Origin of the sequence: Sphingomonas sp. NPDC092440, from assembly GCF_044754985.1 — a bacterium.
Taxonomy (GTDB): domain Bacteria; phylum Pseudomonadota; class Alphaproteobacteria; order Sphingomonadales; family Sphingomonadaceae; genus Sphingomonas.
The window spans coordinates 131,675-152,997 of the sequence record NZ_JBIVQA010000008.1 but is presented as its reverse complement, the minus strand read 5'-3'; the positions used below and the strand labels follow the sequence as shown (position 1 = coordinate 152,997).

Sequence of the window (21,323 nt, the reverse complement as noted above, 5' to 3'; positions counted from 1 at the left end):
TTGCGGGACGGCGCGATCGGACGGATGCTCAGCGGGCGGCGCGCCGGCTGCCGACGCTGTTCACGGGCTTGCGCGCTTCCATCGTGTCCTGGAAACCGCGCTCGACCAGCCGGGCCATCGCATCGTGCGCGCGTTCGGCATCCTGCGCCTCGATCGCCTCGAGCACCGCGAGGTGCACCGGCAGCGCGTCGTGCGGGGCGGGCAGGTGCCGCTGCTTGAACGCAGTGGTCAGCTCGATGGCCGCGGCCACGCCGCTGGTGAGCGACATGATGAAATCATTGCCCGAAGCCTCGAGCAGCGCGGAGTGGAACGCTTCGTCGCAGCATCGCCCTTCCTCGGAGTCGAAGCCATGGCGATCGACGCCGGCGAGCCCTTGCTGCATCCGGGCAAGCTGCTCGGGCGTGCGGCGCAGCGCGGCGAGGCGGGCGGCATCGGGCTCGACGATGCGACGCAGCTCGAACAGGCTCTCGATCAGCGCATCGTCGGGCGCCCCGGCGAAGATCCAGCTGAGCACGTCCGGATCGAGCAGATGCCATTCGCGACGCGGGCTTACCTGGGTGCCGATCTTGGGACGGGAATGGACCAGGCCCTTGGCCGCCAGAATGCGGATCGCCTCGCGATAGGCGGTGCGGGAGACCCTGAACTGCTCGCTCGCGGCGATCTCGCCGTCGAGGATCTCGCCCGGCGCGATCTCGCCGGAGACGATGCGGACGCCGAGCGTCCGGGCGACGGTGCCGTGCAGGCGCAGGGAACGCGGCCGGGGCTTGCGCGAACGGGGCTTTCTTTCGGTGAGCGTGGAGGAAGCGCCTCGCATCGAATTTCCTAGGCGATGGCGAATACGGAAGATTTCGTCCGCCAGCTGGGCATGGTCCGAATCCCTAGGCCCTTTGCATCCCACTGCCAAGAGCCGTGCCGATCGTAGGAAAAGTTGGAAACACCGGGCACGCAAAGCCGCCCGCCCTGGCGCGGGATTTCAGAAAAAACCTGCAAGATCATAGGCTTGTCGAGTTGGCGGAGACGGAGGGATTCGAACCCTCGATACGGTTTCCCGTATGACGCTTTAGCAAAGCGTTGGTTTCAGCCACTCACCCACGTCTCCGGATAACGGCTCGAAGGCGAGCGCTATAGCGAGGGGTTTCCGAGCAATCAACGCCCAGCTTGACGTGAAATCGACTCGATCCGCCGCTCGTTCATTGCCGGGACAGCCATGCCCTCTATAGATCGGGCATCTGCTGGGCTGGGGTAATTCGACCATGCGCGTTCGGGATCTGGTGTTGACGGCGGCGACGGCCGCGCTCGCGATGGGCGCCCTGCCTGCCGCGGCGCAGCAGCAGATGACCACGATCGATCCCAACACCGCGATCGATTCGGACCTGCACACCCCGCCTCCCGCCCGGGACCCCTATGCCGCCCCCGCGCAGCAGCGCCAGGACGCGCCGCCCGCGCAGGACGACCCCTATCCCGCACAGCAGCAGCAGCCCGGCCCCGCCGGCCAGGCCCCCTATGCCCCCGCCGCGAGCGCCCGCCAGCAGGCCACCACCTATCAGCGCGAGGAACTGGTCGGCGCCGCCGAAGGCGTGTTCGGCAAGGGCGCATCGGGCCTGGGCAAGCTGATCGAGGACATCCTCAAGGACCAGGGCGAGCCCAATGCCTATATCGCCGGCAGCGAGGCCGCGGGCGCGGTCGGCGTGGGCCTGCGCTATGGATCGGGCATGATGTTCCACAAGGTCGAGGGCCAGCGAAAGGTCTATTGGACCGGCCCGTCGATCGGCTTCGACCTGGGCGGCGACGCCAACAAGGTGTTCGTCCTCGTCTACAATCTCTATGACAGCCAGGAGCTGTACAAGCGCTTCCCGCAGGGCGAAGGCCGCGCCTATTTCGTCGGCGGCCTCTCCGCCTCCTATCTGCGGCGCGGCGATGTGGTGCTGATCCCCGTCCGCCTGGGCGTGGGCTGGCGGCTGGGCGTGAACGCCGGCTATATGAAGTTCAGCGAGAAGAAGCGCTGGCTGCCCTTCTAGGGCACCGATCCCCGACAGCATCGGCATTCGCGCGCACCGGCACCCGCACCGGCCCCGCGATGTCGCACACTTGCGGGCGAACCATATAGGCACTTTTCGCTTGACATCGCAACGCTGATATGGCACAAGCAAGGCACGCTGAAGAATTGCGAGTCGGGCCGGGGCGGCAATGCCTTCCGGCCCTTTTTCATGGACGATCACATCGACTGCAAACGCCTGCGGCACGGCCGGCGCCCCGCATCGGGGAGCGCCGCGCCGCACGGACGGGGCGAGCGCCCCGGATCCCGCACATGCCACCAGGCGGCCCCAGAGCGCCGCCGGCACCGGCACGCGCCGCCGGCAGTCGATACGATCCCCTTTTCATTTCGGGAGAGGCGTTGTGGAACAGGCTGACCGGAGCTGGACGCGCTGGACCAAGAAGAAGCGCGCGGCCTTTCTCGACGAGCTGGCGGGCACCTGCAATGTGCGCCAGGCGGCGATGGCGGCGCAGGTGACTCCGCAGAGCGTTTACCGGCTGCGACGCAAGGACCCGAGCTTCATGGAGGAATGGCACGAGGCGCTGCTCGCCGGATACGAGATGCTGGAGACCGAGCTGCTCGGGCATCTGCTCTCGGGCAATCCGGGAAAGACGATCACGCGGCTGGACGGCGGGCAGATCGACATGAAGCTGCTGATTCAGCTGCTCGAGGCGCATCGCCGGAGCCTGCAGGGCAAATGGCGCGGCGGGCCGCCGCTGCGCCGGGCGGACCCCGAGGACACCAACAAGGCGATCCTGAAGAAGCTGGAGGCGATCGACCGCGCCCGCGCCCTGGAGCGCGACCGTGATTGACGGCGAGGCGCTGTTCGAACGCGTGCTCGCGCTCGATCCCGCCGAGCGCGTGAGCCTGCTCCATGCGCTCAACGCGCCGCAGCGGCGCGAATATGCCGAGCGCTGGTGGCAATGGGCGCATGGCGGCCAGCGCGAGCCGCCCGGGAACTGGCGCGTCTGGATGATCCGGGCGGGCCGGGGCTTCGGCAAGACCCGGGCCGGCGCCGAATGGGTGAGCGCGCGGGCCCGGGCCAATCCGGACGCCCGGATCGCGCTGGTGGGCGCGACCGTGGACGAAGTGCGCCAGGTGATGATCGAGGGGACGAGCGGCTTGCTGGCAGTGGCGCGGCGGGACGAGGAACTGACATGGCACCGCAGCTCGGGCGAGCTCCTGTTCCCCGGCGGCGCGCGGGCGCACGTCTATTCCGCCGTCGCGCCCGAGGGGCTGCGCGGCCCGGAACATCATTTCGCCTGGTGCGACGAGCTGGCGAAATGGGGCCGGGGCGGCGAGGCGGCATGGGACAATATGATGCTGGGCCTGCGCCTGGGCGAGACGCCCCAGGTGCTGGTGACGACGACGCCCCGGCCGGTGAAGCTGATGCGCAAGGTGATGGCGCTGCCCGGCTTCGTGCCGACCTTCGGGCAGACGCGGGGCAATCCCTGGCTGCCGCGCAGCTTCGTCGAGGCGATGATCGCCGATTATGGCGGCACCCGGCTCGGCCGGCAGGAGCTGGACGGGGAGATGATCGACGACGTGCAGGGCGCGCTGTGGCCGCGCGCCGTGATCGAGCGGTGCCGGACGCGGGCGGTGCCCGAGCGGGCGCGCTGCGTGATCGGCGTCGATCCGCCGGCGGGCATCGGGGGCGATGCCTGCGGGATCGTGGCGGTGGCGCTGGGCCGCGACGGCAGGGCCTATGTGATCGAGGACGCCAGCGTCTCGGGCGCCACGCCCGAGGGCTGGGCGCGGGCGGTGGCGGCCTGTGCCGGACGGCACGGCGCCGACCGGGTGGTGGCGGAGAAGAACCAGGGCGGCGCCATGGTGGAGAGCGTGCTGCGCGGCGCCGACAACGGGCTGCCGGTGAAGCTGGTGCACGCCAGCCAGGGCAAGGCGGCGCGCGCCGAGCCGGTGAGCCTGCTCTACGAGGCGGGCAAGGTGCGCCACGCCGGTGCCTTTCCGGCGCTGGAGGACGAACTGTGCGGGCTGGTGGCGGGCGGCGGCTATGAAGGCCCCGGCCGCTCGCCGGACCGGGCCGACGCGCTGGTATGGGCCGTGACCGAGCTGATGCTGAGCCGGCGCGGACGGGCGGCGATCCGGATGTTGTGAGGCAAAGGGGGTCGATCGGGATCGTGCTTGCTGGTGGCACATAAGCGTCACCTCGCCTCGCCGAGCCATAGGGCGCCGGTCACCCTTTCTTGACTTGAGCGCTGCAGAATCGACACTAGGTTGAGAACCCAAACAAGTATCTGATATTTCACCGTCACCCCGGCCTTGAGCCGGGATCCCGCTTCTTCCTGTGCTGGCGAGATAGCGGGACCCCGGCTCAAGGCCGGGGTGACGAAGCAAGAATATGAGTCCTCAACCTAGATATCGTATCGGCAACTCTAGACAGGAGGTCCAGATGGCTAACCGGCTCCAGATCCCTGCGGAGCAGCACCCGAAGCTGACTACTCGGCGGCGTCCCGATGTAGATCGCGCCGAGGTGCGTGCGCTGATCAAGGAACGCTATAAGAACACCCTGACATATCTTGGAAAGTGAGCCCGCCTGGCTGACGATTGAAGATGTGAGGGAAATCCATGACGACCAGATTCATAGCTTTGGTGGCCGCGCGGGCGTCCAGGATGAAGGTCTGGTCGAAAGCGCTATCGCGGCTCCGATCAATCTCTATCATTACGACGGCATGATGATGTCCTTGTTCTGGGCATTCGTCTTTGCATGGCGATCGCTCGCAATCATGGGTATACGGACGGGAACAAGCGAACCGGCGTCGCGGCAATGCTCGAGTTCTTCGTGCTGAACGGCTACTGGCTCGGCGTCCCCGACGACAACGAGATTCACCCGCTGCTCGGCACGCTGATCGAGCAAACCTTGATGAACGAACTAAATGAGATTCAGCTTTATGCTATTCTCATTGCCTATTTCCAGCCGCTCGCCCCTTAGCTTGCATCGATATTGAAAAGGAAAAGGCCGGGCTCGATACCCAGCCTTTCCCTTCCAACCGATTAGCCGGCGGGCTCGCGGCGCTCGTACCCACTTCCCCTCCCCGGGGCGGAATCTGCAGCATTGGGAGAACCGAGATGACGGGACCGATCCGGACCCGGCAGGCCATGGCGCTTGCCGGGATGCTGGCGCTGTGCGGATGCATGGCGAGCGGCGCCGCGCTGCGCGGCGCGGGAAGCGCCGTGCTGGTGGCGCGCTTCGATGCGGACAGGGACGGCGGGCTCGACCGTACGGAGCTGGCCGCGATGATCGCGGCGGCGGTGCGGGGCCAGGGCATGGAGCGCGATGCGCTGCGCGCCGGGCTGGCCGCGGGCTATTGGACGCGCGACTGCAACCGCGATGGTCGGCTGACCGCGACGGAGATGGCGGCGAGCGATTCCTGCGGGTGAGGCCCGGGTTGCGCAGCATCGCTTTGCCGCCACCCCGGCTTCGAGCCGGGATGACGGTGAAGCCAGCTACGCGTCCCAGGCCATATCGGCACTCGACATCCCCTCCCGGCAAGGGCGGGGGTAGAGGGGCGCCTATCCCCTAAAGACAAGGCTTTCCCAATAGCCGTCATCCCCGCCTGCGCGGGGATGACGGAAGCGGGCGTACTTTGTCTCAAAGGGGAGAATCGCCGCGTGGAAGAGAAGTGCCCACCCGGCTGTCGATACATCCCGGTCCCTCTCCGTCGAGGACCAGCCCCGGTCTCCACCCGGGGGAAAATGCGCGGCGGGCGGACCGTCCAGGTTTCAGGAGACGATGCATGAAATGGTTCGGGGCATGAGATGGTTCGGGCGAAAGTCCGTGCGCGAAGGCGCGCGGCCGGCGCTGTCGCGCGCGGGAACCCAGATGGGAGCGCTAGGCGAATGGCCGCGCAGCTACGAAGCGCAGGTGCGCGACGCCTATTGCCACAATCCGGTGGCGCAGCGGGCCGTGAAGCTGATCGCCGAAGGCGCCGGCAGCGCCGGGCTGACCGCGAGCGATCCCGCGCTGCTCGCGCTGGCCACGGCGCGCTCGGGCGGCCAGCCGCTGATCGAGACGCTCGCCGCGCACCTGCTGCTGCACGGCAACGGCTATGCGCAGGTGCTGACCGACGAAGGCGGCACGCCGCGCGAGCTCTATGCGCTACGGCCCGAACGCGTGGCAGTGGAGCCCGATGCGCGGGGCTGGCCGGTCGCCTATCGCTACCGGGTGGGCGAGCATGTCGCACGGCTGGCGGCGGAGGACGCCGCCGGCCGGCCGGCGGTGATCCATCTGCGCAGCTTCTCGCCGGTCGACGATCATTACGGCCTGGGCTGCCTGGGCGCGGCGGCCGGCGCGGTGGCGATCCACAATGCCGCCGCGCGCTGGAACAAGGCGCTGCTCGACAATGCGGCGCGGCCGTCGGGCGCGCTCGTCCATGAAGCGAGCGACGGCAGCGTGCTGGCGCCCGACCAGTTCGAGCGGCTGAAGCGCGAGATGGAGGCGGGATTCGCCGGTGCCGCCAATGCCGGGCGGCCGATGCTGCTCGAGGGCGGGCTGAAATGGCAGGCGCTGAGCCTGACTCCGGCCGACATGGATTTCGTGGGGCTGAAGGCGGCGGCGGCGCGCGACATCGCATTGGCCTTCGGCGTGCCGCCGATGCTGCTCGGGCTGCCGGGCGACGCTGCCTATGCCAATTACCGCGAGGCCAATCGCGCGCTGTGGCGGCTCGCCATCCTGCCGCTCGCCGACAAGATCCTGCGCGGGATCGCCGAGGGGCTGGCGGGCTGGTTCCCGGGCGCGACGCTGGCGGTGGACCTCGACCGCGTGACCGCGCTGGCCGAGGATCGCGAGCGGCTATGGGCCCAGGTGAACGCGGCCGGCTTCCTCTCCGACGACGAGAAACGCGAAATGGTGGGCGTGCGCCCCTGATCGGCCTGCTCCTGGCGGAGCGGCCGGCACGGAAAGGAACGGGAAATGAGCGAGGAGACGCTGGCGCAGCTGATCGGCCAGGCCGAGAGCGAAGGCGCCGGGCTGGTGACGCTGCGCGCGATCGCCGAGGAAGCGGGCACGCTGGGCGCCCAGCGGGCGCTGGCCCGGCTGGGGCTCGAGGATGCGGGCGCCGCCAAGGACATGAGCGAGCTGCGCGAGCTGCTGGGCGCCTGGCGCGACGCCAAGCGATCGGCGCTCAAGGCGGCCTTTCAATGGGCGGGGCGGATGGTGGCCGCGCTGGTGCTGGTGGGGCTGGCGGTGAAGCTCGGCTTTCCGGGCTGGCTGCGGTGAGCGTCCGCTTCGCCGGCTATGCCGCGGTGTTCGACGCGGCCGACCGCGGCGGCGATGTGGTGCGCCGCGGCGCCTTTGCCGGCGCGCGGCCTGTGCCGCTGCTCTGGCAGCACCAGGGCGCGCCCGTGGGCGAGATCGAGGCGATCGGCGAGGACAGGCGCGGCCTGCGCGTGATTGGGCGGGTCGAGGCGCCGGCATTGGCCGAGCGGCTGCGCCGCGGCGCGGTGACCGGGCTGTCCTTCGGCTATCGGGTGCGGGAGGCGCGGCGCGGCATGCTGCGCGAGATCACTGCGCTCGACCTGATCGAAGTGAGCCTGACCGCGCGGTCGCTGCCCGACGGCAGCGTGCACCTGCACTGGACCCGGCGCGGCCGGCCCGGCGCGCGGTGGCAGGACGGCGCGGACGTGGCGATCGAGCCGGGCGGCGAGCGTTACCGCGTGACGCTGCTTCCCGTCGCCGGCCCCGGCTGGACGGTGGACATGCTGGCGCCGGGAATGCGGCTGGGCGCCGCCATCGATCCCGGCGGGCTGCGCATCGAGGTCCGCCAGGTCACCGCTGCTGGGCTTTCCCCCGCCGCGACCCTGACCTTGCCGATTCGGAGGGAGGAACCATGACCGAGACGACCCATCGACTCGCCCTGCCGCTGTTGCACGCAGCCCAGGCGCAAAAGGAAATGTATCACAATGAAGCGCTTGCGCTGCTCGACCTGCTGACCCAGGCCGCCGCCGAGGCGCTCGGCGCGGATACGCCGCCCGCCGACCCGCTGCCCGGCCAGTGCTGGATCATCGGCGATGCGCCCGAGGGGGCCTGGCGGGGCCATGCCCGCGAGATCGCCGGCTGGACCGAAGGCGGCTGGCGCTTCGCGGCCCCGGTGGAAGGCATGCGCCTGTGGCTGGGCCGCAACGCCGGACACGCATGCTTCACGGGGGGCGGCTGGCACGCGGGCGAGGTCCATGGCCGGCTGATCGTCGCCGGGGAACAGGTCGTCGGCGCCCGCGCCGCCGCGATCCCGGAACCAGAAGGCGGGACGGTGGTTGATGCCGCAGCGCGGGCCGCAATCTCCGCGGTACTGGTTGCGTTGCGCGCCCATGGTCTGATCGAAGACGGCGGACTGTGACGTTCATGCAACAGTACCCGGATTTGTGCGCTTGCGCAGAAACTTTCGTTTCGGTACTGAGTTTTTCGCTGTCCGTAGTGACAATCATGAAAGGGGATTAAGATGCGGAAGCTTGCCGTTACTCTGGCACTCGCGACGACCGCGCTCAGCACGCCCGCCCTCGCCCGCGACGATGCGTGGTATGTGGGTGTCGAAGGCGGCGCGATGCTCGTCGAGGACATCAAGTTCGACGTCGGCACGGCCAAGCAGGCCGCGACCGTACACCACAAGGCCGGCTGGGATGCCGACGCCGTGGTCGGTTATGATTTCGGTCCGTTCCGTGCGGAAGCCGAGGTCGGCTATCGCCAGGCTTCGGTCAACCGGCTCAACAGCACGGTCACCATGCCCGCCCGCAATTCGGCCGGCACCGCGTACAACGCCTTCCCGGGTAGCTATGGCTATGCTGGCGGTCGTTCCTCGGCGCTGAGCTTCATGGTCAATGGCCTGCTCGACTTCGGCGAAGACACCGGCGTGCAGGGCTTTGTCGGCGGCGGCGTGGGTGTCGCTCGCGTCAAGAACAAGGTCGGCCTGAACACCTATCAGGACTCGATCGACGATTCGGACACGGTCTTCGCCTGGCAGGCGATTGCGGGCATCCGCGCTCCGCTGACCGACTCGATCGACATCTCGCTGAAGTATCGCTTCTTCAACGCGGACAACGTGAAGATCACCGACGTTTCGGGTCGCGTGTGGGACGGTCGTTTCCGTTCGCACTCGATCCTGGGCGGCCTGATCTTCAACTTCGGCGCCCCGGCCCCGGCCCCGACGCCGGTTCCGACGCCGGAGCCCACTCCGACGCCGACCTGGACGCCGACTCCGGAGCCGACCCCGACGCCGACCGTCGTCTGCACCCCGGGACCGTACATCGTGTTCTTCGACTGGGATAAGTCGGACATCACGCCGGAAGCCGCGAGCATCCTCGACAACGCCATCAGCAACTATCAGAACTGCGGCAACGCGCAGGTGATGCTGGCTGGCCACGCCGACCGCTCGGGCTCGGCCAGCTACAATGTCGGCCTCTCGCAGCGTCGTGCAGACTCGGTGAAGGCCTACATGACCGCCCGTGGCATCGCCGCCGGTGTGATCTCGACCGAAGCCTTCGGCGAGAGCAAGCCGCGCGTCGAGACCGCCGATGGCGTTCGCGAGCTGCAGAACCGTCGCGTGGAAGTCACCTACGGTCCGGGTTCGGGCAACTAAGCCAGACCCGTCCGCAAGGACTGAGAATTGGGGAGGTCGGGAAACCGGCCTCCCTTTTTCTTTGCGTTACCGTCGGAGCGCGAGCGGGGCCGAAACGACGAGACGATAATGGCCGCAGTGCCGCCCGCACCGACAGGTTCCCGTCGCGCGCCGCCCGATCGAATCGGTCCTTGCCAGGCACAATCGCGCCGGGCCCTGCGGCCGCGGGTACATCCCGTTCCGTCCATGCTCACGGCATCGGCGATCGCGGACGGCCTGATGCCGCCGCCGGGTTCGTCGATCTGCTCGATGTGGCAGCATGCCCCGATCAGGCCGATTGCCGGCGCGCGACCGGGAGGTCACCGCCAAGCGGGCCCATATGGCACGCCGGCTCCCGAGTGGCGCGCAGGCACGCGTCCTCGGGCCAAAGGCTCCCGACGGCGCCATCCCCACAAGGGCGACGCCCATCGACGCCGCCGTTTCGGCTCTATCGGCCTCCATGGCCAGGACGGGTTTCCGCGCGGGATGATGGAGGGCCCGGCGGGCAAGCGCCAAAATCGAAGCGCTTCAACCCTCGGCCGGCACTTCGGCCAGCGCTTCCGCCAGCCATTCCGGCACCAGCGCGTCGCCCAGCGCCTCCACGCGGCGCAGTTCGACCATCAGGCCAAGCTCCGGATAGGCCGCCCGGGTGCGATCACCCGCCTCGCCAATGGGCGCGACGACCAGCCGGCGGTTGACCTTGGCGCGATAGTGCATCCGCGCCGTATTCTCCTGGCCGACATAGCAGCCCTTGGCGAAGCTGACGCCGTTAAGCTCGGCAGTGTTGCATTCCAGCCACAGTGTCTTGTCCTGGCCGAGCTCGGCCGCGCCTTCGGTCACGCCCAGCTGCAGACGATGCGCCTTCCAGCCCGTGGCAGCCGCGCCTTCGGCGCCGCCAAGCCAGCGATGGCCCAGCGCCGGCAGCCGAGGATCAAGGCTGCCGCGCCCCGGCACGGGCGACCAGTGCACGCCTCCTTCAGCCGGCTCGATCGCGATGGGGCGGCGCAGCCGATATAGAGTCAGCCGGCGCAGCAGCGCCTCGCGCTGGGCCGCCTCGCAATCGATCAGGATCGCCTCCCCCTCTGCCCAGAGGATGAAATCGAACAATGCCTTGCCCTGGGGCGTGAGAAGCCCGGCCCATTGCGGCGCATCGGGAACCACGGCCGCCAGATCCTGTGTCACCAGGCCCTGGAGGAAACCGCGCACGTCCTCGCCCGAAACGCGAATCAGGGCGCGATCGGTCAGCCAGGTGCCGGAATCGCCAATGCTGGTATCAGTCATGCCGAACAGGTAGGGGGTAGCCGGGGGCGACGGAAGAGGCGCGGATATGAATGTCGATCTGAAGCTCAAGGGCGGGCGCGTGCATCTGCCCGGTGGACCGGCCGAAACGGATATCGGCGTCTCCAATGGACGCATCGTCGCGATCGGCGGCCCGCTGGACGCGGGCGAGACGATCGACTGCACCGGACTGGACGTGCTGCCCGGCGTGATCGACAGCCAGGTCCATTTCCGCGAGCCCGGGCTCGAGGCCAAGGAGGATCTGGAGAGCGGCGCCCGTGCCGCGGTGCTCGGCGGCGTGACCGCGGTGTTCGAAATGCCGAACACCAAGCCCAACACCGATTCGGCCGAGGCAGTGCAGGACAAGCTCGCCCGCGCGCGCGATCGCATGTGGTGCGACCACGCCTTCTATGTCGGCGCGACCAATCACAATGCCCAGTATCTTGCCGAGCTGGAGCGGCTGCCGGGCACGGCGGGCGTGAAGATCTTCATGGGCGCTTCGACCGGCGACCTGCTCGTGTCCGACGACGCGAATCTGGCGCGCGTGCTCGCCTCGGGCCATCGCCGCGTCGCGATCCATGCCGAGGACGAGTTCCGCATGCAGGACCGGCTCGGCGAGCGCGTGCCCGGCGATCCCGCCAGCCATCCGGTCTGGCGCGACGACGAGAGCGCTATGCTGGCGACGCGCCGCATCCTGGGCCTGGCGCGCGCGGCACGGCGGCGGATCCATGTCCTCCACGTGACGACGCCGGCGGAGCTCGAGCTGCTCGGCCAGCACAAGGACATCGCCACCTGCGAGGTCACGCCCCAACACCTGACGCTGGCCGGCGAGGAAGCCTATCCCAGGATCGGCACCTTCGCGCAGATGAACCCGCCGATCCGCTCGGCCGCGCACCGCGCCGGGCTGTGGCACTGGCTCAACCAGGGCGTGCCCGATGTGCTCGGCTCGGACCATGCGCCGCATACGCGCGAGGAAAAGGCCAGGCCCTATCCCGACAGCCCCAGCGGCATGCCGGGGGTGCAGACGCTGTTGCCGCTGATGCTCAACCATGTCGCCGAGGGGCGGACGACGCTCCAGCGCGTGATCGACCTGACCAGCGCGGGCCCGCAGCGCATCTTCGGCATCGCCGGCAAGGGACGGATCGCGGTGGGCTATGACGCCGATTTCACCGTGGTGGATCTCAAGGCACGCTGGACGGTGGAAGAGAGCTGGCTCGCCTCGCGGTGCGGCTGGTCGCCCTTCACCGGCATGCCGCTGACCGGCAAGCCGATCGGCACGATCGTGCGCGGCAGCCGCGTGATGTGGGAAGCCGAGCTGGCCAGCCAGGCCACGGGCAGGCCGGTGCGCTTCGAGGCGGTCGAGTTCGGGTGAGGACCATCTCCCGCACCGATCGCGCGTCGCGGCTGATCAAGGCACCGGCGAGCCAGATCTATCGGGCCTTCATCGATCCCGAGGCGCTGGTGCGCTGGTTGCCCCCGGAGGGGATGACCGGCGAGATGCTGGCGTTCGACGCGCGGCCGGGCGGCGGCTATCGGATGGCGCTGCATTATGCGAGCGCCGAGCATGCGGCGCCCGGCAAGACCTCCGAACATGGCGACGTGGTCGAGACGCGCTTCGTCACGCTCAACCCGGGGCGAGGCATCGTCCAGTCGGCGGTGTTCGATTCGGACGACTCGGCCTTTGCCGGCACGATGCGGATGACCTGGTCCTTCGAGCCGGCGGAAGGCGGCACCCGAGTCGCCATCGTCTGCGAGGACGTGCCCCAGGGGATCCGCAAGCAGGACCATGTCCAGGGATTGAAGTCCTCGCTCGCCAACCTCGCGGCGTTCGTCGGCGGCTAGCGTCCGTCGGCGGGAATGGCGGCCGCCCAGGCGGCGGCCTCGTCCTCGCGCCGGGCATGGACGAGCGGCGTCTCCGCCGTAGCCATGGCCGGATCGACTTCGATGCCCGCATCATAAAGGAAGGTCGCGTTGCCTAGGATCGTGACCATGCCGGCAGCGTCCGCCGATCCCATCACCAGCCCGCCCTTGTTGAACACTTTCATCATCGTGCCGAACGGCACGCGGCCCGTGCGGCCGGCGGCATAGACCGCCGAGGCCATGGCGCTGCCGCAACTGTCCGTCAGGCCGACGCCGCGCTCATAGGTGCGCACGAACAGGTCCTGTCCGCGCAGCTCGACAAAGGAGACATTGGCGCGCGCCGGGATCAGATCGGGGCCCGTCTCGCACCAATCGCCGAGCGCGACCAGCTCGGCTTCGTCCACCGCGTCGACAAAGCTGACAAGGTGCGGGTTGGGCATCGCGACCGCCGTGAAGAGCCGCGCGCTGGGTAGCCCGGGAATAGCCGCGTCGATCACCGTCTCCGCCGCGATGCGCAGGCCGACGGCGCCACTGCTGGTGGCGGCCGGGCCGGCGGTCTCGCGGATCGTCACCACGCCGGGCGCGAGCGGCTCGGCACGGGCCACCTCGGCGCTGCTCGTCTTCAGCCGCACCCGCGCCGCATCGAGGCCCAGCAGCTCGAATCCCAGCCGCGCCACGCAACGCAGGCCATTGAGGCAGGTCTCCGCTTCCGAGCCGTCCGAATTGAACATGCGCATGCCGAAATCATGGCCGGCATCGTCGCCCGCGGTGAGCAGCAGCAGCCCATCGCCGCCGACCGGCCCGGCCCGATCGGCGAGCGCGCGCGCCACGCCCGCCCAATCCGCGTCGGGCAGGTCGAGCGTGCGCGCGTCGATCAGGGGAAAATCATTCCCCGAGCCATGGCATTTGAGGAAGGCGAACCGCATGGCGCTCATCTAGGGACGCCGGGCCGCGCTGGCTAGCCGGCAAGCACCTCGCGTTGCACGGGGCCGCCCATCGCATCGATCATCGCACGATCGCGCGCGATGATCGATGCGAAGCTCGGCCGGGCATGCATCGCGGCGACCCAATCGGCGAGCCGCGGATAGGCGGCGGCATCCACGGTCACGCCGATGCAGCCCAGCGTCGCGAGCGGACTCGCCACCGCGATGTCCGCCAGCGTCAGCCGGTCGTCGACGAGGAAGCCGCTCTCGGGGATCGCGGTTTCCAGATAGGCGAGGATCGGCGGCATCAGGTCGCGCTCGGCCGCGTCCGCCGCGGCATGGTCGCACTCCATCTTGAGCACGCGCGGACGCACGAAGCGCTGGCCGAAGATCGCGCCGCCGGCCGCCATCATGATCGTGTCGGCAAGCTCGTCGAACCAGATCGTCCGCGCACGGGCGCGCGGCTCGGCCGGGATCAGGCTCGGATCGGGGTATTTGGCGTCGAGATAGGCGACGATCGCCGAGCTGTCCGAGATCAGGAAGTCATCGTCCTTGAATCCCGGCATCTTGCCAAACGGGCTGGCGGCCATGAATTCCGGCCCACCCCGGCCCATGCCTGCGGCCTGCAGCTCGAGATCCAGCCCCTTCTCCGCACCGAACACCATTACCTTGCGCACATAGGGCGAAAGCGTCGAACCAAACACGATCATGCCAACCTCTCCTCGGCTTGGGCATAAGGCTATCTAATAAGTTGCCATTTGCAACTGGTTTATGCGCGACAGGTGCGCTCCACTGTGCGAAGAAGGGGCGAGTGATTGCACTTACCCTCCTCCTCGCGCTGGGCGCGGCTGCGGCCTTTTATATCGTGCTGCGGCGCATCGCCTTTCTGGAGGAAGAACTGCGCCGTGTCGAATCGCTGATCGTCAGGCGCGATCCCGAGATCCGCGAAGCGCCGGCTCCTCCATCCGAATCCCCGGCCCCGCCCATCCAGGCGACCGAATCGCCGGGCCCGGTCGCCGAAGCCCGGGCAGAGCACGCGCCCGGGCGAATCGAAATCGAGCCGAGGCCCCTGCCCCAGTTCAGCTTCGAGGCGCTGATCGGCGGACGGTTGCCGATCTGGATCGGCGGCGCGGCACTGGTGCTCGCCGGCTTCTTCCTCGTCCGCTACTCCATCGAGAGCGGATTGCTGGGCCCCGGGACGCGCACCGTGCTGGCGGCGCTGTTCGGCATAGCGCTGATCCTGGGCAGCGAGATCACGCGGCGCCTACCCGCCACCGCCGATGACCCGCGGGTCGCGCAGGCGCTGGCCGGGGCGGGCATCGCCAGCCTCTATGGCACGCTCTACATGGCGGCCGCGCTCTATCATCTGATCGCACCGCTCCCCGCCTTCCTCCTCGTGCTGCTGATTACCGGCGGCGCGCTCGTCCTGGCGCTGCGCCACGGGCCGCCCACGGCGGCGATGGCGCTGATCGGCGGATTCGCCGCGCCGCTGGTCGCGGGGTTCGACGCGGCGGGGATCGGCGCGCTGCTGGCCTATCTCGCGCTGTTCACCGCCGCCCTGTTCGGCCTCGCCATCCATCGCGGCTGGGCTTGGCTGGCGCTGGCCGCCTGCGTGGCGGGCTTCGCCTGGATAAACTTCCTGATCGCGATGCTGGCGGCACGCGCAGGAGACCTTTCCGCCGTCGGCGCCTTCACCATGCTCCTCGCGGTCGGCGCCAGCGCCGCGCTGCCGGCGGCCGGCACGGGCAATCGCTGGCTTCGCCTGGCCCCGCTGGTGGCGGGCTGCCTGCAGCTCGCCGTGCTCGCCCCCGCGCTCGATTTCAGCTGGCTCGCCTGGGGGTTCTATCTCAGCCTTGCCGGCGCGGCGCTGTTCCTTGCCTGGCGCGACGGCGCCTATCTTCCGGGCGCGCTCGCCGCCTGCGCCCTGCTGCTCGTGCTGGAGATGCTCGCCATCGCCCTGCCCGCGCCCGGGTTCACGCCAGTCGCGGCGATCCTGGCCACCGCGCTGTTCGCCATGCCCGGACATGCGCTCGCGCGCCGCCATCCGTTCTGGGCCGGGATCGCCCTGCTCGGTACCGCGGGCCCGCTCCTCATCGCGCATTTGCGCGCGCCGGGCCTGTTGTCCGCGATGCAATGGGGCTGGCTCGAGCTGGCGGCGGCGGGCGCGGTGTTCGCGCTCGCCTGGAGGAGCCGGGCCGATAGCGAGCATTCGATGCTCGTCCCGGCGACCGCGCTGGCGGCCTTTCTCGCGGGCCTCGGCCTCGGCCAGTTCGTGCCGGGCGACTGGCTCGCACTTCCCCTTTCCTGCATCGCCGCTGCCCTTGCCTGGTGGGCACGCAGGATTCGCACGCCGCTGCTCTATGCGCTTCCCGCCTATCCTCTCGCCGCCGCACTGATCGCCGCCGCGCTGCCGCTTGGCGCGCTGAGCGAACTGATCCTCGCCTCGCTTTCCGGAGAACGGCTCACCTACACGCTGCTTCCCGCCCTGCCCGAGCTGCTGCGCGAACTGGCGCTGCCGGTGGCGCTGGGCGCCGCGCTGCTCCTGGATCCCGCGCAATTCGGAAGGGTCCGCCGCGTCGCGGCGCTCTTCGCCACCGCGCTCGGCGTGCTGCTGCTCTATGCGCTCGCCAAGCAGCCGCTCGCCATCGCCACGCTGCCCCGCTTCGAGGCGCTCGGCTTCATCGAGCGCGCGCTGCTGTCCCAGGCTTGCCTCGCCGCCGGCTGGATGCTGGTTCGCCGTGCCAGAGCCGTCACACTCGGCCATGTGCTGCTCGCGCTCGGCCTGTTCCGGGTCCTGTGGTTCGACCTGCTGTTGCTGACACCGCTGGTCGAGCCCCAGGCAGTCGGCCCGCTGCCGCTCCTCAACGCCGCCGTGCTCCATCTCGGGCTCGCCAGCTTCTGGCTATGGACGCTGCCGCCGCGCTGGCGGCCGGGCGCCGCGCTGCTCACCCTTCTCGCCCTATTGGCGGCGGTTCGCCAGGCCGCGCATGGCAACCTCCTCACCGGCCCGATCGGCACGACCGAGAATGGCGGGTACAGCGCGGCGATGCTGGCGCTCGCGCTGTTCTGGCTGTGGCGCGGCATCGCCACGGGCGCGCGCGACCTGCGCGTCTTCGGGCTCGCCCTGCTCACCGGCGTCACCTTCAAGGTGTTCCTGATCGATGCCGCCGCGCTCGACGGGCTGCTGCGCATCCTCTCCTTCCTCGGCCTCGGCCTGGCGCTAATCGGGATCGGCTGGGCCTATGGCCGTTTCGTGGGCCAGGGTGCTGCGGCACCCGAGCCACTCAGCTGATGCCGTAGAAATCGGCAACGCGATCGAGCGCGAAGCAGAGCACCAGCTTGCCCGCGCGGCTCGGCCAGCCCAGCGCCTTTTCCGCCGGCCCCAATCCCTCGCCCGCGCAGACCACGCGCCACAATATGTCGGCGAGCCCGGCCCCGGCCGCCGCCACCGCCCCGTCGAAGCGACGCCGCGCGGCGATCTGCGCCAAGGTGGGATCGAGCCGCTCCGGCACGCCACGCGACCGCGCCGCCGGCGCGGCGTCCCACCGCATGGTGACGCGCGGCCCCAGTGCGGCCGTCTCATAATCGGCGCGCAACCGCTCCCCCGCCTCGAGCTGCCGCAAGCTGACATGCCCCCGCGCCGCCAGCCAGGCCAGCGGCGATTCGGCCTGGTTCACCGTGACCCGCCGCCGCATCCCGGCGGCATCCTCGATCGTCCGCTCGATCAGCTCACGCATCGATGATCTCCTTTTGTTCCATTTCCGCCCCCTTGCCACGACGGCTTGATTGTAGGAAAGAGGGAAACCGATTTGGTTAGGAGATGCGCTGATGATCACTGCCATCCGCGAGGTGCGCCGCGCCAAGGGGCTCACGCTGGAGGAAGTGGCGGCGCGGTGCGAGCCTCCCACGACGGCGCAGACGATCGGCCGGCTGGAAATGGGCACGCGCACCGTCTCGGTCGGATGGCTCAATCGCATCGCCGCGGCGCTCGGGGCGGATGCCGCCGATCTGGTCAAGCTGCCCGAACGGCCGGAGATCCCGGTGGCGGCAACGCTCGACAATGCCGGCGTCCAGGCGCCGCGCCGGCCGGCGGCGGTGGTGCCTCCGCATGCCGAGCCGGGCATGGTGGCGATCGCGGTGGCGGCAGGCATCGGCGACTATCGCACCGGCGACGAGATCTGGTGCCGGACGCTGGCGCCGGAGGGTTTCGCCGGCGCGCTCAACCGCGACGTGCTCGTGCCGCGCCCCGCCGGGCGTTTCCTGTTCGGGCGGCTGATCGGGCGCGAGGGCGACCGGCTCCACCTCCTTCCGCTGGGCGCCGGGGCCCGCCAGCAGGTGGTGGCCGACCCACCCTGGATCGCCGAAGCGGTCCGCCTGGTCCGCCCGCTCTGAATCGGCTTGCGGAGCGTCGCGGACAGGCGCATTTTGCTGCAAAAGCAGGAGGGGCATATCATGCTGAAACTGGGTCTGGCGACAATTGCCGCAATCGCGATCGCGACGCCCGCGATGGCCGACGATTGGGATTTCGTGCTGATCAACAACAGCGGCAAGGCGATCAAGACGGTCGAGATCGCGCCGACGGGCACCACCACCTGGCAGCCCAACAAGGTCGATCCCGACTTCAAGAAGGAAGATGCGACGGTGAAGTCCGGTGCCCGGATGACCGTCCATTTCAACAAGGGCACCGTCTGCAAGTACGACCTGAAGCTCAACTTCTCGGACAACAGCAGCGGCGTGTGGATGGGCATCAACGTGTGCGACAATTCCTATGTCACGGTGAAGTACAGCCCCTCGGGCGCGACGATCTTCACGGCGAACTGACCGCGCAGCTGCGCCGGCTTCGAATGGCGGAGGATCGCTGGGCCGATCTTCCGCCATTCGCGCATGTGCCGGGCGCAACGGGGTGCCGTCACTTGCCCGCCCTTCTCGCCGACCGCCATGGATGGCGAGCGGGAACGGTCCATCGTCCGACGCGCCACCGGCCGGCGCGTCGTGGTTCTCGTGGAAACCGGCCGGGCACCCCGCTATTATTGATACGGCGGCGGCGGATCTGTATTTTTCCTGATATGGCCCCGCATGACCGGCCGAAGCAGAAACTTTAGATATGGACTTTAATGTCCAGACGATTGCAAGAATTCATGCGCCGTGGAATTTAGAAGCCCATGATCATGACTGGCAGCCATGACCCCTTTCTGGTGATGCTGTCGATTCTGATTGCGATCTTCGCGTCCTTCACCGCGCTCAGTCTGGCAGGCCGCATCCGATCATCGAGAGGCTGGACACGGCGCGTCTGGATCTCGGCAGCGGCGGCAGCCTTGGGCGGCGGTATCTGGTCGATGCATTTCGTCGCCATGCTGGCCTTCCACATGCCGGGCATGCGGATGAGCTATGACATCGGGCTCACCCTGCTTTCCCTCGCGCTCGCGCTTGGGTTCACGGGCCTCGGCTTTGCCATTCTGAACTGGCAGTCGGTCTCCCGGGGCAGGATCGTCGCGGCCGGCCTGCTGATCGGCTCGGGCGTCGTCGCGATGCACTATGTCGGCATGGCCGCCATGCGCATGCCCGCAAGGCTCAGCTATGAGCGCCTCTGGTTCGGCATCTCGGTCCTGATCGCGCTGGTGGCTGCCACCGCCGCGGTGTGGCTTGCATCCCGCGACCGCAAGATGAGCCATCGCATCGCGGCCGCGATCCTGATGGGGATTGCCATAGCGGGCATGCATTATGCCGGCATGCAGGCCGCGGTGTTCACGGCGGGCACGCCCACCGCCATCGGCGACGGCATGGCGAGTGTCGGCCAAGCCTATCTCGCCGCGGCCATCGCCGCCATCACCGTGCTGATCCTGCTGCTTGCCCTGGGCGCCGCGACGCTGGAACGGCTCTTCCAGGGCTTTTCGAGGCGGGAGGTGCGGAGCGCGCTTCGCCTCGAGATAGCGGACATCCTGCGGGAGCGTGATACGGAGGAGGCGCTGCGCCAGGTCGCGGCGCTGATGGGGAAGCATTTCGGCGTCACCCGGACCGGCTATGGAAGGCTGGATCCGGCCGAGAACCTGTTCGACTATGATGTCTGCTGGACGGACGGATCCGTGCCGCCGCTCCTCGGCCGGCTTCCGGCCGCTGCCTTCGGAGTCAAGATCGTGGCGGCGCTCGGCGCGGGCGAGACGGTCGTGATCGAGGATCTGCTGGAGGCCGAGCTCAGCGACGAGCTGCGGACCCGCGATACCGCGCAGAAGGTCGACACCCGCTCGATCCTGGTCGTGCCGTTCCTTCGGGATGGGCGCCTGCGCACCATCGTCTATCTCAACGATCGCCATCCGCGGCATTGGCGGCCGGACGAGATCGCCTTCATGGAGGAGATTGGCGAGCGCACCCGCCTGGTGACCGAGCGTGCCGCGGTCGAGGATCAGCTGCGCGAGCTCAATGCCACTCTCGAGGCGCGTGTCGAGGCCCGTTCGGCGGAGCTCCGGCACGCACAGGAAGCCTTGCTCCAGAGCCAGAAGATGGAAGCGGTCGGCCAGCTGGTCGCCGGCCTTTCGCACGACTTCAACAATGTGCTGGGTGCGGTGGTGGGGGCGTTCGAGCTGATCCGCCGTCGCATGCACGAGCCCGACAAGGTTCGGCATTTTGCCGAAGCCGGGCTGCAGGCCGCCGAGCGGGGCTCGAGACTGACCGCGCAGCTGCTTGCCTTCTCCCGCGCCCAGAACATCCAGCTGCAACCCATGCTGGTGCGCGACGTGATCGGGGCGCTGGCCGATCTGCTGCGTCGAACGCTCGGCCCGATGATCACTCTCGAGCTGCGTTTCGATCCGTCGCCGGCGCCGGTCATGGCCGATCCGACTCAGGTCGAGATGATGGCCCTCAACCTGGCGATCAATGCACGCGACGCGATGCCGGACGGGGGACGGCTGACCATTTCGACGGCGGTGCGCGCGATCGCCGGCGATCCCGAGATGGAAGATGGGGACTATGTCGAGATCGCTTTCGCGGACACGGGCACGGGCATGGACGAGATCACGCTGCGCCGCGCGATGGAGCCCTTCTTCACCACCAAGCCAATAGGAAAGGGTACCGGTCTCGGCCTGGCCCAGATCTATGGCAGCGTACGCCAGGCGGGCGGAGCGGTGCACCTCGAGAGCGTGGTCGCGCAGGGCACCATCGTCCGCGTGCTGCTGCCGCGCACGGATCAGGCGCCGGTGCGGATCGAGCAGGGCAATCCGGAAATCGCGGCCGCTCCGGGCAGGCGCTGCCGGATATTGCTCGTGGACGACGACCCGGAGCTGCGGGTGGTGTTCGCCGCCGCGCTGGAGGCCTCGGGGCATGTCGTGACCAGTGCCGCCGATGGACCTGCCGCGCTGGCCCTGCTCGATCAGGCGGCGCCGGACGTACTGCTGCTCGATTTCGCCATGCCCGGAATGAACGGCGTGGAGGTCGCCAGCGAGATCCGCCGCCGCAAGCCAGGGCTTCCGATCATATTCGCGAGCGGTTTTCCGGATGTCGGAGCGATCGAGGCGATCGAGGGATCGCCGGCGATCCTACGCAAGCCCTTTCATATGGACGAGTTGCTGAGGGCCCTGGAGGACGCGCTTCGCAGCTAGCAGGCGCGGAAATCTGCAAGCACCGGAT

Annotated in this window: 21 protein-coding genes, 1 tRNA gene and 1 pseudogene; 17 read left to right on the top strand and 6 right to left on the bottom strand. The window is 68.9% G+C overall.

Annotation, left to right across the window (positions count from 1 at the left end; all coding sequences use genetic code 11):
• Positions 1–28 precede the first annotated feature (28 nt).
• The gene (locus tag ACIQCS_RS15375; protein ID WP_345849160.1) at positions 29–814 is read right to left on the bottom strand and encodes a FadR/GntR family transcriptional regulator; all 786 of its coding nucleotides are present in this window, start codon (positions 812–814) and stop codon (positions 29–31) included.
• A gap of 195 nt (positions 815–1,009) precedes the next feature.
• Positions 1,010–1,099: transfer RNA gene (locus ACIQCS_RS15370), tRNA-Ser, on the bottom strand.
• Between the two features lie 154 nt (positions 1,100–1,253).
• On the opposite strand from ACIQCS_RS15370, the gene ACIQCS_RS15365 reads away from it, so the two are divergent.
• The 11 genes and pseudogenes from ACIQCS_RS15365 to ACIQCS_RS15315 all read left to right on the top strand — a co-directional run bounded on the left by ACIQCS_RS15365 (position 1,254) and on the right by ACIQCS_RS15315 (position 9,624).
• The gene (locus ACIQCS_RS15365) at positions 1,254–2,018 is read left to right on the top strand and encodes a DUF1134 domain-containing protein (RefSeq protein WP_401531256.1); all 765 of its coding nucleotides are present in this window, start codon (positions 1,254–1,256) and stop codon (positions 2,016–2,018) included.
• Positions 2,019–2,397: 379 nt separating this feature from the next.
• Entirely contained in the window at positions 2,398–2,847 is a 450-nt protein-coding gene (locus tag ACIQCS_RS15360; RefSeq protein ID WP_345849162.1) for a hypothetical protein, read from the top strand.
• On the top strand, positions 2,840–4,150 hold the full coding sequence (locus ACIQCS_RS15355) for a terminase large subunit domain-containing protein (protein WP_345849164.1): 1,311 nt from the start codon (positions 2,840–2,842) through the stop codon (positions 4,148–4,150). Before ACIQCS_RS15360 ends, ACIQCS_RS15355 begins: the two co-directional genes overlap by 8 nt.
• A gap of 295 nt (positions 4,151–4,445) precedes the next feature.
• The gene (locus ACIQCS_RS15350; RefSeq protein ID WP_345849166.1) at positions 4,446–4,583 is read left to right on the top strand and encodes a hypothetical protein; all 138 of its coding nucleotides are present in this window, start codon (positions 4,446–4,448) and stop codon (positions 4,581–4,583) included.
• A gap of 147 nt (positions 4,584–4,730) precedes the next feature.
• A pseudogene (locus ACIQCS_RS15345) lies at positions 4,731–4,985 on the top strand (hypothetical protein); the annotation flags it as partial.
• Positions 4,986–5,122: 137 nt separating this feature from the next.
• Complete coding sequence (locus tag ACIQCS_RS15340; RefSeq protein ID WP_345849168.1) at positions 5,123–5,434, top strand: EF-hand domain-containing protein; 312 nt, start codon at positions 5,123–5,125, stop codon at positions 5,432–5,434.
• Positions 5,435–5,807: 373 nt separating this feature from the next.
• The gene (locus ACIQCS_RS15335) at positions 5,808–6,920 is read left to right on the top strand and encodes a phage portal protein (RefSeq protein WP_345849169.1); all 1,113 of its coding nucleotides are present in this window, start codon (positions 5,808–5,810) and stop codon (positions 6,918–6,920) included.
• Positions 6,921–6,965: 45 nt separating this feature from the next.
• Complete coding sequence (locus ACIQCS_RS15330) at positions 6,966–7,271, top strand: DUF6127 family protein (RefSeq protein WP_345849170.1); 306 nt, start codon at positions 6,966–6,968, stop codon at positions 7,269–7,271.
• Positions 7,268–7,885: an HK97 family phage prohead protease gene (locus ACIQCS_RS15325; RefSeq protein ID WP_345849171.1), complete on the top strand. Its 618-nt coding sequence runs from the start codon at positions 7,268–7,270 to the stop codon at positions 7,883–7,885. Before ACIQCS_RS15330 ends, ACIQCS_RS15325 begins: the two co-directional genes overlap by 4 nt.
• Positions 7,882–8,388, top strand: a complete 507-nt coding sequence (locus ACIQCS_RS15320; protein WP_345849172.1) for a DUF2793 domain-containing protein — start codon at positions 7,882–7,884, stop codon at positions 8,386–8,388. Before ACIQCS_RS15325 ends, ACIQCS_RS15320 begins: the two co-directional genes overlap by 4 nt.
• A 102-nt stretch (positions 8,389–8,490) precedes the next feature.
• On the top strand, positions 8,491–9,624 hold the full coding sequence (locus ACIQCS_RS15315; protein WP_280281598.1) for an OmpA family protein: 1,134 nt from the start codon (positions 8,491–8,493) through the stop codon (positions 9,622–9,624).
• Between the two features lie 546 nt (positions 9,625–10,170).
• Here the strand turns inward: ACIQCS_RS15315 and ACIQCS_RS15310 are convergent.
• The gene (locus ACIQCS_RS15310; RefSeq protein ID WP_345849174.1) at positions 10,171–10,923 is read right to left on the bottom strand and encodes a folate-binding protein; all 753 of its coding nucleotides are present in this window, start codon (positions 10,921–10,923) and stop codon (positions 10,171–10,173) included.
• 46 nt (positions 10,924–10,969) lie between these two features.
• Between ACIQCS_RS15310 and ACIQCS_RS15305 the strand changes: the two genes are divergently transcribed.
• Entirely contained in the window at positions 10,970–12,292 is a 1,323-nt protein-coding gene (locus ACIQCS_RS15305; protein ID WP_345849176.1) for a dihydroorotase, read from the top strand.
• Positions 12,289–12,762: an SRPBCC family protein gene (locus tag ACIQCS_RS15300; protein WP_345849177.1), complete on the top strand. Its 474-nt coding sequence runs from the start codon at positions 12,289–12,291 to the stop codon at positions 12,760–12,762. Before ACIQCS_RS15305 ends, ACIQCS_RS15300 begins: the two co-directional genes overlap by 4 nt.
• On the opposite strand, the gene dapF is transcribed toward ACIQCS_RS15300, so the two are convergent.
• Both dapF and ACIQCS_RS15290 read right to left on the bottom strand, forming a co-directional pair.
• Complete coding sequence (dapF, locus tag ACIQCS_RS15295) at positions 12,759–13,706, bottom strand: diaminopimelate epimerase (protein ID WP_345849179.1); 948 nt, start codon at positions 13,704–13,706, stop codon at positions 12,759–12,761. The two genes, ACIQCS_RS15300 and dapF, sit on opposite strands and share 4 nt — an antisense overlap.
• Positions 13,707–13,738: 32 nt before the next feature.
• A complete protein-coding gene (locus tag ACIQCS_RS15290) occupies positions 13,739–14,413 on the bottom strand; it encodes a glutathione S-transferase family protein (protein ID WP_280281606.1) in 675 nt (224 codons plus the stop codon).
• 101 nt (positions 14,414–14,514) lie between these two features.
• On the opposite strand from ACIQCS_RS15290, the gene ACIQCS_RS15285 reads away from it, so the two are divergent.
• On the top strand, positions 14,515–16,995 hold the full coding sequence (locus ACIQCS_RS15285) for a DUF2339 domain-containing protein (protein WP_345849182.1): 2,481 nt from the start codon (positions 14,515–14,517) through the stop codon (positions 16,993–16,995).
• Here ACIQCS_RS15285 and ACIQCS_RS15280 read toward each other — a convergent pair.
• Positions 16,988–17,440 (bottom strand): DUF6456 domain-containing protein, encoded by a 453-nt coding sequence (locus ACIQCS_RS15280; protein WP_345849183.1) that lies wholly within the window; start codon positions 17,438–17,440, stop codon positions 16,988–16,990. The two genes, ACIQCS_RS15285 and ACIQCS_RS15280, sit on opposite strands and share 8 nt — an antisense overlap.
• Before the next feature lie 91 nt (positions 17,441–17,531).
• On the opposite strand from ACIQCS_RS15280, the gene ACIQCS_RS15275 reads away from it, so the two are divergent.
• From ACIQCS_RS15275 to ACIQCS_RS15265, 3 genes are all read left to right on the top strand, one after another.
• Positions 17,532–18,095, top strand: coding sequence for a helix-turn-helix transcriptional regulator (locus tag ACIQCS_RS15275; RefSeq protein WP_345849184.1), 564 nt, complete (start codon positions 17,532–17,534; stop codon positions 18,093–18,095).
• Positions 18,096–18,155: 60 nt separating this feature from the next.
• The gene (locus tag ACIQCS_RS15270) at positions 18,156–18,524 is read left to right on the top strand and encodes a hypothetical protein (protein ID WP_345849185.1); all 369 of its coding nucleotides are present in this window, start codon (positions 18,156–18,158) and stop codon (positions 18,522–18,524) included.
• 347 nt (positions 18,525–18,871) lie between these two features.
• The gene (locus tag ACIQCS_RS15265; protein ID WP_345849187.1) at positions 18,872–21,295 is read left to right on the top strand and encodes an MHYT domain-containing protein; all 2,424 of its coding nucleotides are present in this window, start codon (positions 18,872–18,874) and stop codon (positions 21,293–21,295) included.
• Positions 21,296–21,323 lie beyond the last annotated feature (28 nt).

What these genes read in the sequence shown, in the direction of transcription:
- ACIQCS_RS15375 (WP_345849160.1), bottom strand. Translation starts at nt 814, where the DNA reads ATGCGAGGCGCTTCCTCCACGCTCACCGAAAGAAAGCCCCGTTCGCGC.
- ACIQCS_RS15365 (WP_401531256.1), top strand. Translation starts at nt 1,254, where the DNA reads ATGCGCGTTCGGGATCTGGTGTTGACGGCGGCGACGGCCGCGCTCGCG.
- ACIQCS_RS15350 (WP_345849166.1), top strand. Translation starts at nt 4,446, where the DNA reads ATGGCTAACCGGCTCCAGATCCCTGCGGAGCAGCACCCGAAGCTGACT.
- ACIQCS_RS15340 (WP_345849168.1), top strand. Translation starts at nt 5,123, where the DNA reads ATGACGGGACCGATCCGGACCCGGCAGGCCATGGCGCTTGCCGGGATG.
- ACIQCS_RS15335 (WP_345849169.1), top strand. Translation starts at nt 5,808, where the DNA reads ATGAGATGGTTCGGGCGAAAGTCCGTGCGCGAAGGCGCGCGGCCGGCG.
- ACIQCS_RS15330 (WP_345849170.1), top strand. Translation starts at nt 6,966, where the DNA reads ATGAGCGAGGAGACGCTGGCGCAGCTGATCGGCCAGGCCGAGAGCGAA.
- ACIQCS_RS15320 (WP_345849172.1), top strand. Translation starts at nt 7,882, where the DNA reads ATGACCGAGACGACCCATCGACTCGCCCTGCCGCTGTTGCACGCAGCC.
- ACIQCS_RS15315 (WP_280281598.1), top strand. Translation starts at nt 8,491, where the DNA reads ATGCGGAAGCTTGCCGTTACTCTGGCACTCGCGACGACCGCGCTCAGC.
- ACIQCS_RS15310 (WP_345849174.1), bottom strand. Translation starts at nt 10,923, where the DNA reads ATGACTGATACCAGCATTGGCGATTCCGGCACCTGGCTGACCGATCGC.
- ACIQCS_RS15305 (WP_345849176.1), top strand. Translation starts at nt 10,970, where the DNA reads ATGAATGTCGATCTGAAGCTCAAGGGCGGGCGCGTGCATCTGCCCGGT.
- dapF (WP_345849179.1), bottom strand. Translation starts at nt 13,706, where the DNA reads ATGCGGTTCGCCTTCCTCAAATGCCATGGCTCGGGGAATGATTTTCCC.
- ACIQCS_RS15290 (WP_280281606.1), bottom strand. Translation starts at nt 14,413, where the DNA reads ATGATCGTGTTTGGTTCGACGCTTTCGCCCTATGTGCGCAAGGTAATG.
- ACIQCS_RS15280 (WP_345849183.1), bottom strand. Translation starts at nt 17,440, where the DNA reads ATGCGTGAGCTGATCGAGCGGACGATCGAGGATGCCGCCGGGATGCGG.
- ACIQCS_RS15275 (WP_345849184.1), top strand. Translation starts at nt 17,532, where the DNA reads ATGATCACTGCCATCCGCGAGGTGCGCCGCGCCAAGGGGCTCACGCTG.
- ACIQCS_RS15270 (WP_345849185.1), top strand. Translation starts at nt 18,156, where the DNA reads ATGCTGAAACTGGGTCTGGCGACAATTGCCGCAATCGCGATCGCGACG.
- ACIQCS_RS15265 (WP_345849187.1), top strand. Translation starts at nt 18,872, where the DNA reads ATGACTGGCAGCCATGACCCCTTTCTGGTGATGCTGTCGATTCTGATT.